Raw genomic sequence first — 13,454 nt, 5'->3', positions numbered from 1 at the left:
CTCCAGTTTATCGACTACTTTAATCAAACAATGGCTAAACCTTTTCAGTGGACTTATAAGGGCAAAGTTTTGGCTCTTTAATGGTCTGCTTATTTCCGCCTTGCTGTACTAGTATTATTTTCCTCTTTATCGAGTATTCATCATTGCTTTGAGATGGCGTAAACGTCCCAGATTTAAACGATTTAGGCATTGCTTACTTCTGGTTTGACTACCAAAAAACCGTGACTCAAACTTGCAATACTGAGTTTGATAACGCTCCCAAAGAGCTTGAGTTTTATCTTGTCCAGATGTAACTGGGGCTTGCTGCTGCTCGTCTTCTGAATCATATACAGCTATCCCCTTTAGATCCGCAATGCGATCGTTATTTAGCCGAGCTAAACAGCGATGATAGAGCATCGGTGCCATAGAATTTTCTTTAAAAGGTTCAACCAACTCAGTACAATGTGCTTCACGATAGTCTTGCCAGTATTTCTGTGCGATCATAAATGTTTGCTGATACTGCTTCGATAGTCTTGTTGCCCAATCGCCATAAATGCTTGATTGCAAAAGCTGAGTTGTTTTCGACCAATAGACCGCGCATTGATTTAACCCAAACTGTGTCTTATCCACACAATTTAGCTCTGGAATTCCAGGTAGCACAAAACTATTGAAGAGATCCAAGCCACGAGTAGGTGCTGCCAAAAGGTCTTCTAGTTGCTGAAGTCGAGCCTCTCTGAGAAGCTGATGACATTCCGCCAATCTCAGGGGGTTAAAAACGAATAGAGCTTTTTCGATCTGGCAATACTGAGTTTGATATTGCTCCCAGTGACGTTGCACCGATGAATTTCTCAATTTGAGTCGATCGAGTAAGGATTCAAATCGAGGATCGCGAGATTGGAGGGTTATAACCTCACCACCTCTTTGCAATTCTAGAATGCGATCGTTATTTAATCGCGCTAAACAGATAGATGTTGCAATTGGAAAATCTGGCGTATTGCGTAAGCGTTGAGTTAACTGTTGGCAGTGTTGTATTTGAAACTGTTGCCAGGATTGATCTGCGATCGCCAGTTGATGTTGAAGGGGTGGAATAAGTTGGGACTCCACATCTTGATAAACCAATGATTTGAGCAAATGGGTTACTTCTGCCCAACGCTTTGCACAGCGATATTCACCCGCTTCAACCTGTCGAACACAGTCCGGTTGCAAAACCCCAGCAAATCCTAATATCACGGTTGGATAAGGTAGAGGAGTCTGTGGCTTGGCATCTGACGCAGGGATAGCTTTGCTCGGTTCCACACCAAGCTGAGTTGCAAATAAAATGACACTCGCAAATATCGCAATCTTAAATTTCATCATTTTCCATAATTAACAATCCTCAGTAGCCTTCAACCACTATCCCTGGCATTTAAATTGTATGAGCTTAATCTCCAATCGTGACATAATACCAATAGGAATTGATTGCACGTTCTACCCTTAATCGATATCCTAAAAATAAATTTTGATCGGGAAGTTTAGCCTGTTCACTATACACAAATCCCTGTGCCCCCCCAAAGACCCTAGCTGTAAAGAACAAAATGTATAATCCATTCTGTCCCCGTTGTGTTTGAATTTCTTTGCTTATTGAAGTGTGATGGTAAGCTGGCGGTAAAGTAGCAATATTGTTCATACCTCCACCAATTTGATTTGACTGCACCAACGTAATTACTTGTTGCCGACTTGCCAAATTTTGATAAAAATTCGCCGTTAGCCAAAACTGTTCAAACGGGACGATAATCCCAATTACCAATCCTAAGAACTGTAGTAACAGTGGAAAAGAACGTCGCCACCGTTGATTTAGAAAAGAGCCTTTCTGAATGGCACGCACCCAAAAGGAAATCGCCCAAATTAACCCAATCAATACTGCGATCGCACCTGAGATCCAAAGCAATGGTAAGAAAAACCATGTCAGCCAATCTAACCAAACAAAGTGCAATAATCGTATTAACCACAGTCCTAAGCTAACGCAAATAATGTAGCGGGCAATCCCTGACTGCCAAACTGAGCGTTTTTTCATAGCCAGCCCTGTGAACGGTTCACTCCATAAGTAATATGCAATCCAGTATAAAAAATATAGTGACTTTGTTGATTCTGAATTGAACTCAGTATATTCTCGTAAATATTAGAAGTGAACTTATAGTTAAATTGAAGTTTGAAATATGAGGCGTATTATTTGAGCCAGTTCATAGGGGAGTAGTAACAGAATAATGGAAGAAATAGAATACCCTGACTGGACAATTGATCGGCGATGCGTGTTACAGAAACTGGAAAATATCGCTAAGGATTACATTCATTACTTTACATATCAAGCAAGAGACTATCAACCAATGGTGGTGATTTGGTCGCGTGATGAATTGCTAAAAGGATTAGATGCCCTTCATTTACTCAATTGTGAGATCGATAGACTTATTTTTGAGCGGATTTCTCAAAATTATCCTCATCTGAGTCAATGTGTTCATGCTGCTGAATGCTTGTGGTATACCAATCCGGAGATTTCAATCCAGGAAAGCGATGTGAGTTTGGATTGGATGATGTTTAGTTTGTTTGTGCTAATTGATGATGAAATTCGCGAATGCTGTCTAGAAATAGTCAGAGCCGCAAAACTAAACCAACCTCGGACATTACTTGCAACAGTACAGGGACAACAATACCGTCTAATTACCGATTGGGATAATGAGCAAATTAAGCTGATGACAGCAGTTCCACTAAATGTCGATCGCAATCCATTTATGCGTGAAAGAACGGCTAAAAATGAATATGCACCAACCTACTTGGAGTTAGTGACCATGGCATCTTGCGACAGTTTGCCGATGAATTGCGATCTAGTAATAGACTGGGGTGCGCTGGGGTTGCTAGAGGAACTGGAAGCCCTCAGCACCGATCCTTCATTGCCCACTGCTGAATATCTCAAATATTGCCTAAAAATATATTATTCGCTCAATTGAGACGGTTAAATGGATGATGAGAAAAATTACGGTAGAATTTTTGGGTGATTCTGAAATTGAAATAGCCTGCTATGGTGCAGATTCTGACTGGGTTTGTCGATTAACCGATCCCCTCACTCAGCCAAAGGGTTCTGTATCCGATGCATTTGCGCCATTTCCAGACTTGGGATTTCTTTGGTTTCGAGAGGTTGGCGATCGCGCGTGGGTCGTTTCTGGTATGGTAAATCGCTCTGTCTTTCAAGATGAAGCCTGGTTAGATGATTTGCTTTACCGCATTAGTAACGAAATATACCTGCGGGATTACTCGCCAGCAAGGCGAATTGAGTTTGTGAGCGTTGATGTAACAGCCATGTTTGATGGTGAGCGGGGAAGGGATAGATTCCCAGGAGGAGAAGTGGAGAAAATGTGGCAGAGAAAGTGGCAGGGTCAACAAGCAATTACCCCTTTAGAAAACGACAAAGAAACCACCGGTAACTCGTGATAAAAAGAGCGAACTGATGGAATACCCAGGCTGGAAAATCTATCAGCGATTGTTAATTGATGATTACCCCCTCGTCGTCTTGGCAAAAGATAACGAATTGCGCTTTACATCTGAAGGATATTACCAAAACATCATCGAATTTTTATTACCCTTGGCAGAACCAGGTGAGGATTTTGTCTTTGAGTCCGGTTCAACGCGAGTTGAGAGCATCCATAATCAATTACATCAGGCGTTTGTAAGTGGGCAGGAATTCGGTAATGGAGCTATTTATTTCCGGCTTAGGTCAATTTTTGAATATGATGTGGCGACCGCAGAATCAGAATTCCAGCAAGAAATCGAGCGATATCAGCAACGAACAGGATATCCACCCACTGAACCTTTCTGGTATGTAAGTCCAAACTTTGCAGGTTGGGATGGTTGCGGTCACTATATCCCGCAAAGTACCATTAACAAAATAATTCAAGTCACTCAACAGATTAAAGCAGGGGAGTTAAACTTTCCTTTAAGTGTACAGCTTTTTTGACATACTCACCTGCCTGAAGGCGAGGTGATTCTTGACGCTTCGTTGACAGATGCTAACTGTTGCTAGTCTTACTCCGTCTCTGCGTCCGTTTAGAGTCGTGGCAATGCCCTATCCCGACTTTATTTATATTTTTAGCTGCATTCTCATCTCGGTCGTGTTCAGTTCCACAATTTAAGCATTGAACCGACCGAACCTTTAAATCAAGTTTCCCCCATTTGTAGCCACAATCAGAACAAACTTGGCTTGTTGGTTCCCATCGACTTATAACGTGGAAATCTCGATTAAGTTTCTCAGACTTGCCTTCACACAAAGTTCTAAATTCTCTCCATCCTTGAAGGCTAATAGCTCTAGAAAGTTTACGGTTTTTAACCATTCCTGACACATTCAAATTTTCCAAAACAATAGCTTGATTTTCGCTAACGACTTTGGTGGATAGTTTGTGTAGAAAGTCTTTGCGAGTATCTGCTTTTTTGTTGTGCAGCTTTGCAATTTTAATTCTAGTTCTATTTCTACGCCGTGAGTCTTTTGGTTGACGTGCTAGTTTCTTTTGGAATTTGCGAATTCTCCGGTCTAACTTTGAATAATTAGGACTTTCCGCTTTCTCCCCATTGCTCATAAAAGCAAAAGTTTTTATCCCTAAATCAATACCAATGCTTTGGTTTTTAGCCATAGTCCCCGTCCTTAAGGACGGGGATTCTGGTTCAACTTCTACGACAAAGCTGAGAAAATAGCGGTTAGCACAATCCTTGATGACTGTTACAGAACTAGGTGATGATGGTAATTCTCTAGACCAAATAGGGCTAACGTTGCCAATTTTAGCCAAATAGACCTCATTACCTTTGATTGAAAAACCACCAATTCTGAACCGTGCCGATTGTTGATTGGTTTTCTTTTTAAACTTTGGGCTACCTACTTTCTTCCCTTTGCGTTTCCCTTTTAGAGAGTCGAAAAAGTTCTTATAGGCAATTCCCAAATCTGCGACAGATTGTTGCAATGGGATATTTGAGACTTCGGACAACCAAATACGTTCATCAGTCTTTTTCGCTTGGGTAATTATCAACTTTTGCAAGTCGTTATTACTTGGCAACTTCTCAGACCGCTTACAGAGAGCCAGAGCATCATTCCAAACCACACGGACGCAACCAAACAACTGAGCTAAACTCTGTTGCTGTTGGTCTGTTGGATAGAAACGATACTGATACCTAGCTTTCATGCTTGATGCTATAATTGGTCTATATGTATATTATATATTGGTCTGCATAAAATGACAACTATATTTAGAAGAGAAAGGCACAGTGTTACAGATTTAAAGATACACTTGGTCTGCGTGACGAAATATCGTAAGTCTGTGTTCACATCAGATAGTCTTAATTTGATTGAAAAGTCGTTTAAAGAAGTCGCCGAAAAGATGGACTTTCAAGTAATTGAGTTCAACGGGGAAGGAAATCACGTCCACGCACTGATTGAATATCCACCAAAACTGTCTATTTCTCAAATAGTGAATGCCTTAAAAGGTGTTTCTAGTCGTCGTTATGGGCAAGCTGGATATAAAAAACCACACAAAGAATCTTTGTGGAGTCCTAGTTATTTTGCTATTTCAGTAGGAGGTGTGCCGTTGGAAATTCTCAAGGAATATATCAAGAATCAAGAAAAGCCGTCCTAGAACGACGGGGCTTGTATCCCATTATTTTCGGTCAGAAGACGAGTGGGATTTACGGTTTGGCTGGGCTGAGGTAACTGGGTTCGTCCCTAGCGTTCTCCGAAAATTAGAAATAATCGCTGCGGATTATATGCAGTTTTTTGCCAATCAAGGGCACCTATATCAACCCAACTTAGTAGAACCCTGTCGCACAAAATTGCTTCAGGAACTTGATGCTGTCGGATTGCTCAATTGCGAAATACCTGAGAGCGTCTATTCCCAACTAATGGGCACTTATCCTAATTTGAAACGATGCGTTGATGAGGCTGAATTTCTTTGGATAGTAGGGGATATGCCAATTCAGGAATTTGATTTAAGTTTGGACTGGATGGTCTTCGATCCGCTTTATCCAGACGGTATGGATTATGCTGATTTTCGCGATACTCCAAAGGAGTCGCTACGCGAACGCGCTTTAGCCGTCTTCAGAACTGCTCAACTAGAACAACCTGATACCTTACGAATGGCAATACATGGCAATCAGTATCAACTGGTTACTGGATGGGAAGGAGGGCGAATTAAACTGCTCAACTCCATCAAGCTTATGTCCTAAATTATAGAAAATTGCTTCGCATTTTTGGCTTGTAGATGAACGTAAACGCTTTACCCATCGATCCGAGCGATCGCTATATTTTTCTGTTGGATTTGTGGGATGAACCTTGGACAGATGAGAATGCAGAAGTTATTCGATATACACTCTTTCACGATCCAGAACCTTTGATTTGTTCTTTGTGTCCTCAAATTCTCAGTTCTTGGGGCGATCGCAGCCGTGACACCCGCAATGCTTTTTTGCGCTATATTGAAGCACCATTAGATTTTCAGGTGCTAAATGAGGTACTAACGGCGAGTGGTGCGTTGGGCTTTGGAGACGATGAAATGGTAAATGCGATCGCAACTCATATTTGCAGTACCGAATACTGTGTCCCGTTAAATGTCATTGATGCCCTAAATCAATTAAATAACCCGACTCCAACCGTTCTAGATGCCTTGGAAAGGGCGACGACGATTCCCAACAGCTACTATGCGGATGAAATGATTCGCCTTACTGCCGCAGAAACCTTAAGCAAGTTGAGGGAGAAATATCGCTAACAAGTTTATGCTTTTTCATTTGTATAATCCTTTGCTGTTTGTTGAACTATAAAGCTATAAATAAGTTTTGAGAAAGTTACATTAATTTCTAAGATGTGTTTTTTGGGAGAACTCCATTAACATCACTTGACTGAATGCGCTACGACGAAGATGGATTGGAAATGCTCGACTTGGACAGCGATCGCGCCAGTTATGATGAGGCGGGTGACTGCCTGCTTCAGGACGGTTTGCCATTTACCGGGTGGGCCTTTGAAAACTATGAAGACGGTCAACTTTATACTCGAATACATTATGAAAGGGGCTACCATACTGGCTTGTTGGAAATATTCTATGAAAATGGCCAGATCATGAGCCGTCACGGGGATTACGACCATGTTGCACGTCAATCGATCATTCGGCAATGGGCGGAGAATGGGCAGATGATCTCTGAGGAGACATACCCCAGCACGACCTGTTTACCTGGTTATCGAAAGTTATGGACTGACGAAGGAAGGCTCATTTATGATTATGAATCTCCAGCGACTTACCAAGCCTTCAAGCACGGTGTTGAAACTTGGTGGTATGAGGATGGCCAGATCCAGGAGCGCAAAGTGTGGTCGTTCGGACTTTGTACGGAGCATCTGCAATGGGGACTGGATGGGAAAGTTCTGATGGAAGAATACCTGAGCGAAGGCAGCCCAGAATATCAACTCATACATATACGGAAAGAAAAAGAAGCGGAAATGGTAAAGAAATACGGTGAATTACCCGTCTGGAATAGCTGCTGAGGGCTTTTATTTGGTCATAAATTCCAACTATTGGTCTATCAACCTTGAATTGATGTATTTCTATGAAAATTTCCATTTGGTTCTTTGGCTTACTATTGCCTTGGTACTGCTTTTTGCTATATCGATCGCGTTCTGCATATGTTTTACATCCGTGGGAATCAAAGGCACTTATTTGGGTAAATATTTTACTGCTATCGCTGTTTGGCATAGCATTGGGGCAACCTTACGCTTCATCAGGGCTACCAATGGACAATCATGGGCGGATTGTCGGGATGGCGCGATTAATCTGGAATCCAATGCTGGGAATCTATGCTCATAGTGCTTTTGTGTTATTCCCCTATAGCTGGATGGTTTGGGTACAGCAGCGACGGTTGCATTTTCCGATGTTGTTAGTACAGGTTGCATTTGCGATCGCAGTTTCCCATTGGCAAAGTTTAGTCTTACCGAATGCCTGTGATTACGAAATTCCAGATGTAAAAGCGATGTACTTGTGTGGTTAACCTCAAACCAGCTAATTGCCCTCTGAATCGATCAGGACTTACACAACTGGCACAAATAGCGGCTGGGGCGTAGTCCCGCCACGCGGCAATTAAAATCAAACCAAATACATAGAAATATTTGGGCATTTCAGTTGTTGAATTAAATATAAGACAAGCAAGTTATGTTTGATTTGATAAATGGTTTGACCAGTTTGATAAGCTAAACTCTTTAACCTAACCCAAACTAACATTGCACAAGCAATATGATTTCTTTGGAGTCTAGCTTTCCGACATTGACAAGATTCAATGCCAGTTAATTGTTTAATCTCCCTGTGAAACTCCTCGATTTTCCAACGAATCTTACACACCTCTTGTACAACATCCGTGGAACTTTGAGATAAATCGTTAGTGGCAATATAATCCGTTCTGTTGGTAGAAACAGTAACCCGGAAAAGTTTCACTTTTTTATGAGCTGGGAACGCTTTAATTTTGATTATTTTACCACAGTCTAATTCGTCTTTGCTCCAATCTAATAATTCAATCCGTTTATATTTCTCTTGTCCAAATGTATCATCAACTAACCGATTATTTTTTAAAGGACAATAATAAATTTTCTCTAGACTATCAATATAAAGCATTAAACTATGTACGGCATACCATGTGTCCATCAAAACAGTATCAAATGGTAAAAGCTTATGATATACAAGGTTTTGCAGCATGTCTTTCACATGGTCTATCTTGGTTTTACCATCGACATCAGGATTAAAAATGCGGTAATCGATTACCCAAAATTTTTGAACAGTAGGGTTGACATACACGCAGCTAACTACACCAATTCCTTTGAGGACACCATGCTCATTACCACTATATTGTTTTCTGACTATTTCTATTTCTTCAGAATACCTTTTATCTAAAACGCTATCATCAAATATTATGTAACCATTCGCATCATGCTCAACTACTTCTTTCACGTTATCCCATAGTAACCGAGGTGTTAACTTTTCGGTTTTCAAATAATAGTTAATTGCATCATGGCTAATAGTCTCTAAATGCTCTGCCAAATTGGTAATTGTATAATTAATTTGACTACTTAATAAGTATTGACAGTAATTAATTTTTGTAAATCTCATTACCCTAAGCAACATTTATCTAATACAATCTCTATCTATTTAATCATGAATATTTCATGCTTTGTTTCCTTTTGCAGCGACTTTTTATGCTTAGACAAAGCTTTCGGAATCCCAGCTAATCAATACAATAGTACTATGAACTAGTGATCGCCCCGTGCTAGTTGCGGTACTTGTAATAGTACACAAATACTATAGTTTAGCGATCGCCTGTGCCAGTTGCGTAAGTCCTGTAGAAGTAAGGTTTGACATTTACCAGTGTGCAATTCAATGGCTCAAATATTTGAAGGCTCAACCAAAGTAGATAATTATACTCATGTTGCTCAACTAGCTCAAGTTCAAGCAGCAAGCAGCTTGGTAGTACACAAGCAAAAGCAGACAATTGCTTTGTTTTACTTCAATGGTAGAGTTTATGCAATTGACAACCGTTGCCCTCACATGGGTTTTCCGTTGAAAGGCAGTACTTGCAAAGATGGGATTGTTACCTGCCCCTGGCATTATGCTCGTTTTGACCTCGCAAGCGGTGGAACGTTTGACTCCTGGGCAGATGATGTTCCTTGTTTTCCTGTAGAAATTCGTAATGGGGAAGTGTGGGTAAATTTAGCACCAACTGTTGATCTTGATTCCCACCACCGCCAACGTTTGCAAGATGGTTTAGAGCAAAACATTTCCCTAGTCATAGCCAAATCAACGATTGCACTGTTAAACATGTCAGCCAATCCGGCCGAACCATTTCTCATAGGGCTGAAATTTGGTACTCGTTATAACAAAGCAGGTTGGAGTACAGGTTTGACAATCCATACTTGCATGATGAATCTACTACCTTATTTAGATGCTCAGGATAAAGCCTGTGCTTTATTTCACGGATTGTCAGCAGTAGCAAATGATAGTGCTGGTGCGCCACCAGAATTTGTTGTTCACCCATTACCCAACTCGACAGTTGATTTTGCAACTCTCAAAAGCTGGTTTCGACAATTTATTCAGGTGCGAGATACTGAGGCAGCACAAAGGTGTTTAGTATCTGCGCTCGCTTGTGGCGCAAACAGGGAGCAAATTGCAGATATGCTGTTTTGTGCCGCGACGGATCACCGTTATCTTGATGTTGGGCATACGTTAGATTTCATCAACAAAGCATTAGAGGCACTTGATGCAGTAGATTGGCAAGCAGCCGAATCGATTTTGCCTAGCCTAATTCCGGGTTTAGCGAATGCCGATAGGATGGAAGAATCTAATTCTTGGCGTTACCCTGTCGATTTGGTGGCAATCTGTGACTTAGCTTTTGAGCAATTACCTACTGTATTAAGTCAAGGAAAACCTCGGCAAGAAACTTGGTCAAACGGGGATGAATTAGTCTCAATTTTATTGGGTGAAGATCCGCAAGCGATCGCTGATTCACTCCTGGATGCACTGCAATCAGGTTGTACACCAGAACAATTAGCCAGCATCGTCACTTATGCCGCAGCATTGCGAGTGGCTCGTTTCAATACCAATAATGACTTTGGAGATTGGAACTCGGCCCATCATCCATTTACGTTTGCTAATGCCGTACATCAAGCATTACGAAGAGTGCCAACAGTTGAACTACTCAAAGCAGTGTTTGATGCGGCGATGAGTGTCTATCTCAATCGGTTTTTGAATGTACCACCAGCACGACTGCCCCAAGCAAAAGACACTGTAGAAAATCCTGAAGAATTATTAATTCAACTACCAGATTTATTAAACCGTCAACAACAAGTAAACCAAACAGGGCAATTAGTAACTACTTATTTATATAGTGGTGGTAGCCCTGAAAAATTGATGGCAGTACTCTTGAAAATGATGCTGCGGGAAAACCGTGATTTTCATGTTATCCAAGAAATAGAAGCTGCTTTTCGTCAGTATTCTCTGCTGGGGAACACTGAGGCAGGGATTCATATATTAGTTGCTGCATCACGATATTTAGCTGCACATTCCCCCACTATGCGCTCCCAAGAACAAACTTATCAAATTGCCCATCGCTTACATCAAGGCGATCGCTTATTTGAGGAAGAAGGTTAAATAAAGAAAAGCTAAAAGTTAAACTATTAACAAAAAAGTGCTTTCACTTAAAAAAGCACTTTTTTGTTAGAAATTACTTCACCTCAATAGTTTAAACATCACAGTTGTGAGCAAGCATCAAATTAATGAATTTAACCTTCTAGAACTATCTTGAGTGGTTGATTAGGTTGGCGGAAATTGTGTTTGCAATAAAACTTCTATAGCTTTTTGCTTTTGTGGGTCTGCGCCTTGAGCATATTCTAGGGGGAATGGAATATTAATATCTGGGGTGACACCCTTGCCTTCTAGCCTTTGATTACCATTTACAAATACATTTGTAACTGCAATATAAAGCAGACTACCATCGCGCATAAAATAAGGACGACCTGCGAGTACTGCTCCTGCTGTTGGAGTTCCAATCACGGAGCCGATATGATTTTGTTGAAACCCAAATGCCAGAATTTCTTTACTACTACGGCTGCCCTCATTCACCAACATAACTACAGGTTTTTTCCATTGATAGTTATAGGTATAACGACGTTGATTTCGGGGAATGCTTGTAATGCTGAGATTGTGTTTGGCAGTAAAAATGTTGAGATAACTAACATCTCCGCCACCCCATCCATCTCTGATATCCAAAATTAGACAGTCAGCATCTTTTAAATGACCATAAATTAGTTCATCTTGAAGTTGTTGCCCGTAAGGATCTGCTGCGTTTGACCAAATATGGACATAACCAATTTTTTTACCACTTTGCTCAATTAACTCGGTGCTTGCTGTTTGAGCTTGTAAGAACATCGTACTAGCATCAAAAACTTTTGGTATAACAGCTATTTCTTGCTGGCTGCTTGATTCGGGTGAACGCTGGATTAATACTTTGACAGTTTGTCCTGCTTTAGCAGCAAAAGAATTTATGGACTGGTATGGAGAACCATCAACACCTAAAATTTGGTCTCCTGGCTTGAAACCAGCTTTTGCCGCCGGGCTGTCATCAATAATAGAACTAACAAATCTTCTGCCATTGATATCTTTGGTAAACAAGCCGATATCAGTATATTCAACTTTACCTTTTGGAAAAAACTGTTTTAATTGCTTTTTAAGTTCTGGGCTGCCTGGTACAAAAATCCCTAAAAGCTGATAGTAAGCAGGCTCATCTTGAGTGTATAGCCGAGTATGAGAAGATTTCAGTTGAGCCAACATTTGATTAAGGACAACAGCAACATCTTTTTTTGACTTAGCTTTGCTTATTTGAGGTTGATATTGTTTTTTAATAGCTTGCCAATCTACTCCATTAAATTTTGGATCATAAAAGTTATCGTTGACTGTTCGCCAAACTTGTTCAAAAAGTTGAGTTTCTGATGAGGCTAGTATTGGTAAAAGTGGAGAAATCAACCATATTAAAAGCAAAACAGAAATACTTATTAGCGATATTCTAATTAAGTGCTTAAAATAAAAAGGTCGAAATATTTTCATTTTTACTTTTTTGAATTGATAGGTTTATAACAAATTATGAAATTCCTAATTTGTTTATTTCAATTAAACTAATCAAACAGAGTTATTTCCATCATTCATACTGAAAAATGGATAGTATTTTTGTGTAAACGTTGCTGCTAATTTTATTTATAGTTGGCATAGTAAATGATTTCTTGATAAATGCTATCTCGCCAACCAATATAGATTCATCTTGGTCAATCTGTATTTAAGGAACTTGCATTCCGCGTTGCACAGCCGGACGTTGCTGCACTATGTTCACCCAGCGTTGGAGATGAGGGTAATTATCCAGTGATAAACCTTGAAACTCATAAATTGCTACCCAAGGATAAGTTGCTACATCAGCAATAGAATAGTCACCACAGATAAATTCATTATCTTGCAGTTGTTTATCTAGAACACCATAAATCCGTAAAGTTTCTTTTTCGTAACGTTCGATGGCATAAGGAATCTTTTCGGGTGCAAATCGTTTAAAGTGGTTAAGTTGCCCAAACATTGGCCCTACTCCTCCCATTTGAAACATCAGCCATTCTAGAACTTGAAAATAGCTTTTTTGATCAGTTGGTAAGAGTTTGCCTGTTTTTTGGGCTAGATAAATCAGAATTGCACCCGATTCAAAAACTGTAATTCCAGTCTCTTGGTCAACAATAGCAGGAATTTTACTATTAGGATTGATGGCAACATATTCAGGAGTAAATTGCTGTTGTTTAGTCAATACCTTCGCCAAAATAAGAGGATGAAGAGAGAGGGCTGATGTAGTAGAGTTATTGTCTTCCCAAACGACAACTCAAAAGCCACAACAAGCCCATGCCCGATATCTTATCA

15 protein-coding genes are annotated in these 13,454 nt (G+C 40.3%); 9 read left to right on the top strand and 6 right to left on the bottom strand.

The genetic code is table 11. The annotated features are described in order from the left end of the window. Nucleotides 1–126: 126 nt before the first annotated feature. On the bottom strand, nucleotides 127–1,335 hold the full coding sequence (locus tag H6G28_RS35270) for a lysozyme inhibitor LprI family protein (RefSeq protein WP_242048753.1): 1,209 nt from the start codon (nucleotides 1,333–1,335) through the stop codon (nucleotides 127–129). A gap of 64 nt (nucleotides 1,336–1,399) precedes the next feature. Continuing rightward, entirely contained in the window at nucleotides 1,400–2,032 is a 633-nt protein-coding gene (locus H6G28_RS35265; protein WP_190595123.1) for a hypothetical protein, read from the bottom strand. Nucleotides 2,033–2,222: 190 nt separating this feature from the next. Between H6G28_RS35265 and H6G28_RS35260 the strand changes: the two genes are divergently transcribed. From H6G28_RS35260 to H6G28_RS35250, 3 genes are read left to right on the top strand one after another with little or no spacing between them, the layout of a single operon-like run. Then, complete coding sequence (locus tag H6G28_RS35260) at nucleotides 2,223–2,960, top strand: hypothetical protein (protein ID WP_190677845.1); 738 nt, start codon at nucleotides 2,223–2,225, stop codon at nucleotides 2,958–2,960. Nucleotides 2,961–2,973: 13 nt separating this feature from the next. Then, entirely contained in the window at nucleotides 2,974–3,441 is a 468-nt protein-coding gene (locus H6G28_RS35255) for a hypothetical protein (RefSeq protein ID WP_190677843.1), read from the top strand. 16 nt (nucleotides 3,442–3,457) lie between these two features. Continuing rightward, nucleotides 3,458–3,964, top strand: coding sequence for a hypothetical protein (locus H6G28_RS35250; RefSeq protein WP_190677841.1), 507 nt, complete (start codon nucleotides 3,458–3,460; stop codon nucleotides 3,962–3,964). A 52-nt stretch (nucleotides 3,965–4,016) separates the two neighbouring features. Here the strand turns inward: H6G28_RS35250 and H6G28_RS35245 are convergent, their stop codons facing one another. Then, nucleotides 4,017–5,177: an RNA-guided endonuclease InsQ/TnpB family protein gene (locus tag H6G28_RS35245; RefSeq protein ID WP_190677839.1), complete on the bottom strand. Its 1,161-nt coding sequence runs from the start codon at nucleotides 5,175–5,177 to the stop codon at nucleotides 4,017–4,019. Nucleotides 5,178–5,228: 51 nt separating this feature from the next. Here H6G28_RS35245 and tnpA point away from each other — a divergent pair, with 51 nt between their 5' ends. The 5 genes from tnpA to H6G28_RS35220 all read left to right on the top strand — a co-directional run bounded on the left by tnpA (nucleotide 5,229) and on the right by H6G28_RS35220 (nucleotide 8,016). Next, a complete protein-coding gene (gene tnpA, locus H6G28_RS35240; RefSeq protein WP_190677837.1) occupies nucleotides 5,229–5,627 on the top strand; it encodes an IS200/IS605 family transposase in 399 nt (132 codons plus the stop codon). Between the two features lie 280 nt (nucleotides 5,628–5,907). Continuing rightward, nucleotides 5,908–6,213 (top strand): hypothetical protein, encoded by a 306-nt coding sequence (locus tag H6G28_RS35235; protein WP_190677835.1) that lies wholly within the window; start codon nucleotides 5,908–5,910, stop codon nucleotides 6,211–6,213. A gap of 35 nt (nucleotides 6,214–6,248) precedes the next feature. Next, the gene (locus tag H6G28_RS35230) at nucleotides 6,249–6,749 is read left to right on the top strand and encodes a hypothetical protein (RefSeq protein WP_190677833.1); all 501 of its coding nucleotides are present in this window, start codon (nucleotides 6,249–6,251) and stop codon (nucleotides 6,747–6,749) included. Nucleotides 6,750–6,883: 134 nt separating this feature from the next. Beyond that, nucleotides 6,884–7,516: a toxin-antitoxin system YwqK family antitoxin gene (locus H6G28_RS35225; protein WP_190594905.1), complete on the top strand. Its 633-nt coding sequence runs from the start codon at nucleotides 6,884–6,886 to the stop codon at nucleotides 7,514–7,516. 62 nt (nucleotides 7,517–7,578) lie between these two features. Further along, entirely contained in the window at nucleotides 7,579–8,016 is a 438-nt protein-coding gene (locus tag H6G28_RS35220; protein WP_190594906.1) for a hypothetical protein, read from the top strand. Between the two features lie 95 nt (nucleotides 8,017–8,111). Here H6G28_RS35220 and H6G28_RS35215 read toward each other — a convergent pair whose 3' ends face one another. Beyond that, on the bottom strand, nucleotides 8,112–9,125 hold the full coding sequence (locus H6G28_RS35215) for an IS701 family transposase (RefSeq protein ID WP_190677831.1): 1,014 nt from the start codon (nucleotides 9,123–9,125) through the stop codon (nucleotides 8,112–8,114). Nucleotides 9,126–9,392: 267 nt separating this feature from the next. Here H6G28_RS35215 and H6G28_RS35210 point away from each other — a divergent pair, with 267 nt between their 5' ends. Then, complete coding sequence (locus H6G28_RS35210; protein ID WP_190594908.1) at nucleotides 9,393–11,159, top strand: Rieske (2Fe-2S) protein; 1,767 nt, start codon at nucleotides 9,393–9,395, stop codon at nucleotides 11,157–11,159. Nucleotides 11,160–11,321: 162 nt separating this feature from the next. Here the strand turns inward: H6G28_RS35210 and H6G28_RS35205 are convergent, their stop codons facing one another. Together H6G28_RS35205 and H6G28_RS35200 are read right to left on the bottom strand one after the other, a co-directional pair. Then, complete coding sequence (locus H6G28_RS35205; RefSeq protein WP_190594909.1) at nucleotides 11,322–12,611, bottom strand: S41 family peptidase; 1,290 nt, start codon at nucleotides 12,609–12,611, stop codon at nucleotides 11,322–11,324. A 226-nt stretch (nucleotides 12,612–12,837) separates the two neighbouring features. After that, on the bottom strand, nucleotides 12,838–13,344 hold the full coding sequence (locus H6G28_RS35200) for a glutathione binding-like protein (protein WP_313950048.1): 507 nt from the start codon (nucleotides 13,342–13,344) through the stop codon (nucleotides 12,838–12,840). Between the last annotated feature and the right edge of the window lie 110 nt (nucleotides 13,345–13,454).

The sequence above is a fragment of the Nostoc sp. FACHB-190 genome (assembly GCF_014696905.1).
Classification (GTDB): Bacteria; Cyanobacteriota; Cyanobacteriia; order Cyanobacteriales; family Nostocaceae; genus Nostoc_B.
This window is presented reverse-complemented; position numbering and strand designations above follow the sequence as displayed.

Coding starts and splice junctions, on each gene's coding strand:
- H6G28_RS35225 (WP_190594905.1), top strand. CDS start 6,884: ATGCGCTACGACGAAGATGGATTGGAAATGCTCGACTTGGACAGCGAT.
- H6G28_RS35220 (WP_190594906.1), top strand. CDS start 7,579: ATGAAAATTTCCATTTGGTTCTTTGGCTTACTATTGCCTTGGTACTGC.
- H6G28_RS35205 (WP_190594909.1), bottom strand. CDS start 12,611: ATGAAAATATTTCGACCTTTTTATTTTAAGCACTTAATTAGAATATCG.
- tnpA (WP_190677837.1), top strand. CDS start 5,229: ATGACAACTATATTTAGAAGAGAAAGGCACAGTGTTACAGATTTAAAG.
- H6G28_RS35265 (WP_190595123.1), bottom strand. CDS start 2,032: ATGAAAAAACGCTCAGTTTGGCAGTCAGGGATTGCCCGCTACATTATT.
- H6G28_RS35255 (WP_190677843.1), top strand. CDS start 2,974: ATGATGAGAAAAATTACGGTAGAATTTTTGGGTGATTCTGAAATTGAA.
- H6G28_RS35260 (WP_190677845.1), top strand. CDS start 2,223: ATGGAAGAAATAGAATACCCTGACTGGACAATTGATCGGCGATGCGTG.
- H6G28_RS35210 (WP_190594908.1), top strand. CDS start 9,393: ATGGCTCAAATATTTGAAGGCTCAACCAAAGTAGATAATTATACTCAT.
- H6G28_RS35250 (WP_190677841.1), top strand. CDS start 3,458: ATGGAATACCCAGGCTGGAAAATCTATCAGCGATTGTTAATTGATGAT.
- H6G28_RS35270 (WP_242048753.1), bottom strand. CDS start 1,335: ATGATGAAATTTAAGATTGCGATATTTGCGAGTGTCATTTTATTTGCA.
- H6G28_RS35245 (WP_190677839.1), bottom strand. CDS start 5,177: ATGAAAGCTAGGTATCAGTATCGTTTCTATCCAACAGACCAACAGCAA.
- H6G28_RS35215 (WP_190677831.1), bottom strand. CDS start 9,125: ATGAGATTTACAAAAATTAATTACTGTCAATACTTATTAAGTAGTCAA.
- H6G28_RS35230 (WP_190677833.1), top strand. CDS start 6,249: ATGAACGTAAACGCTTTACCCATCGATCCGAGCGATCGCTATATTTTT.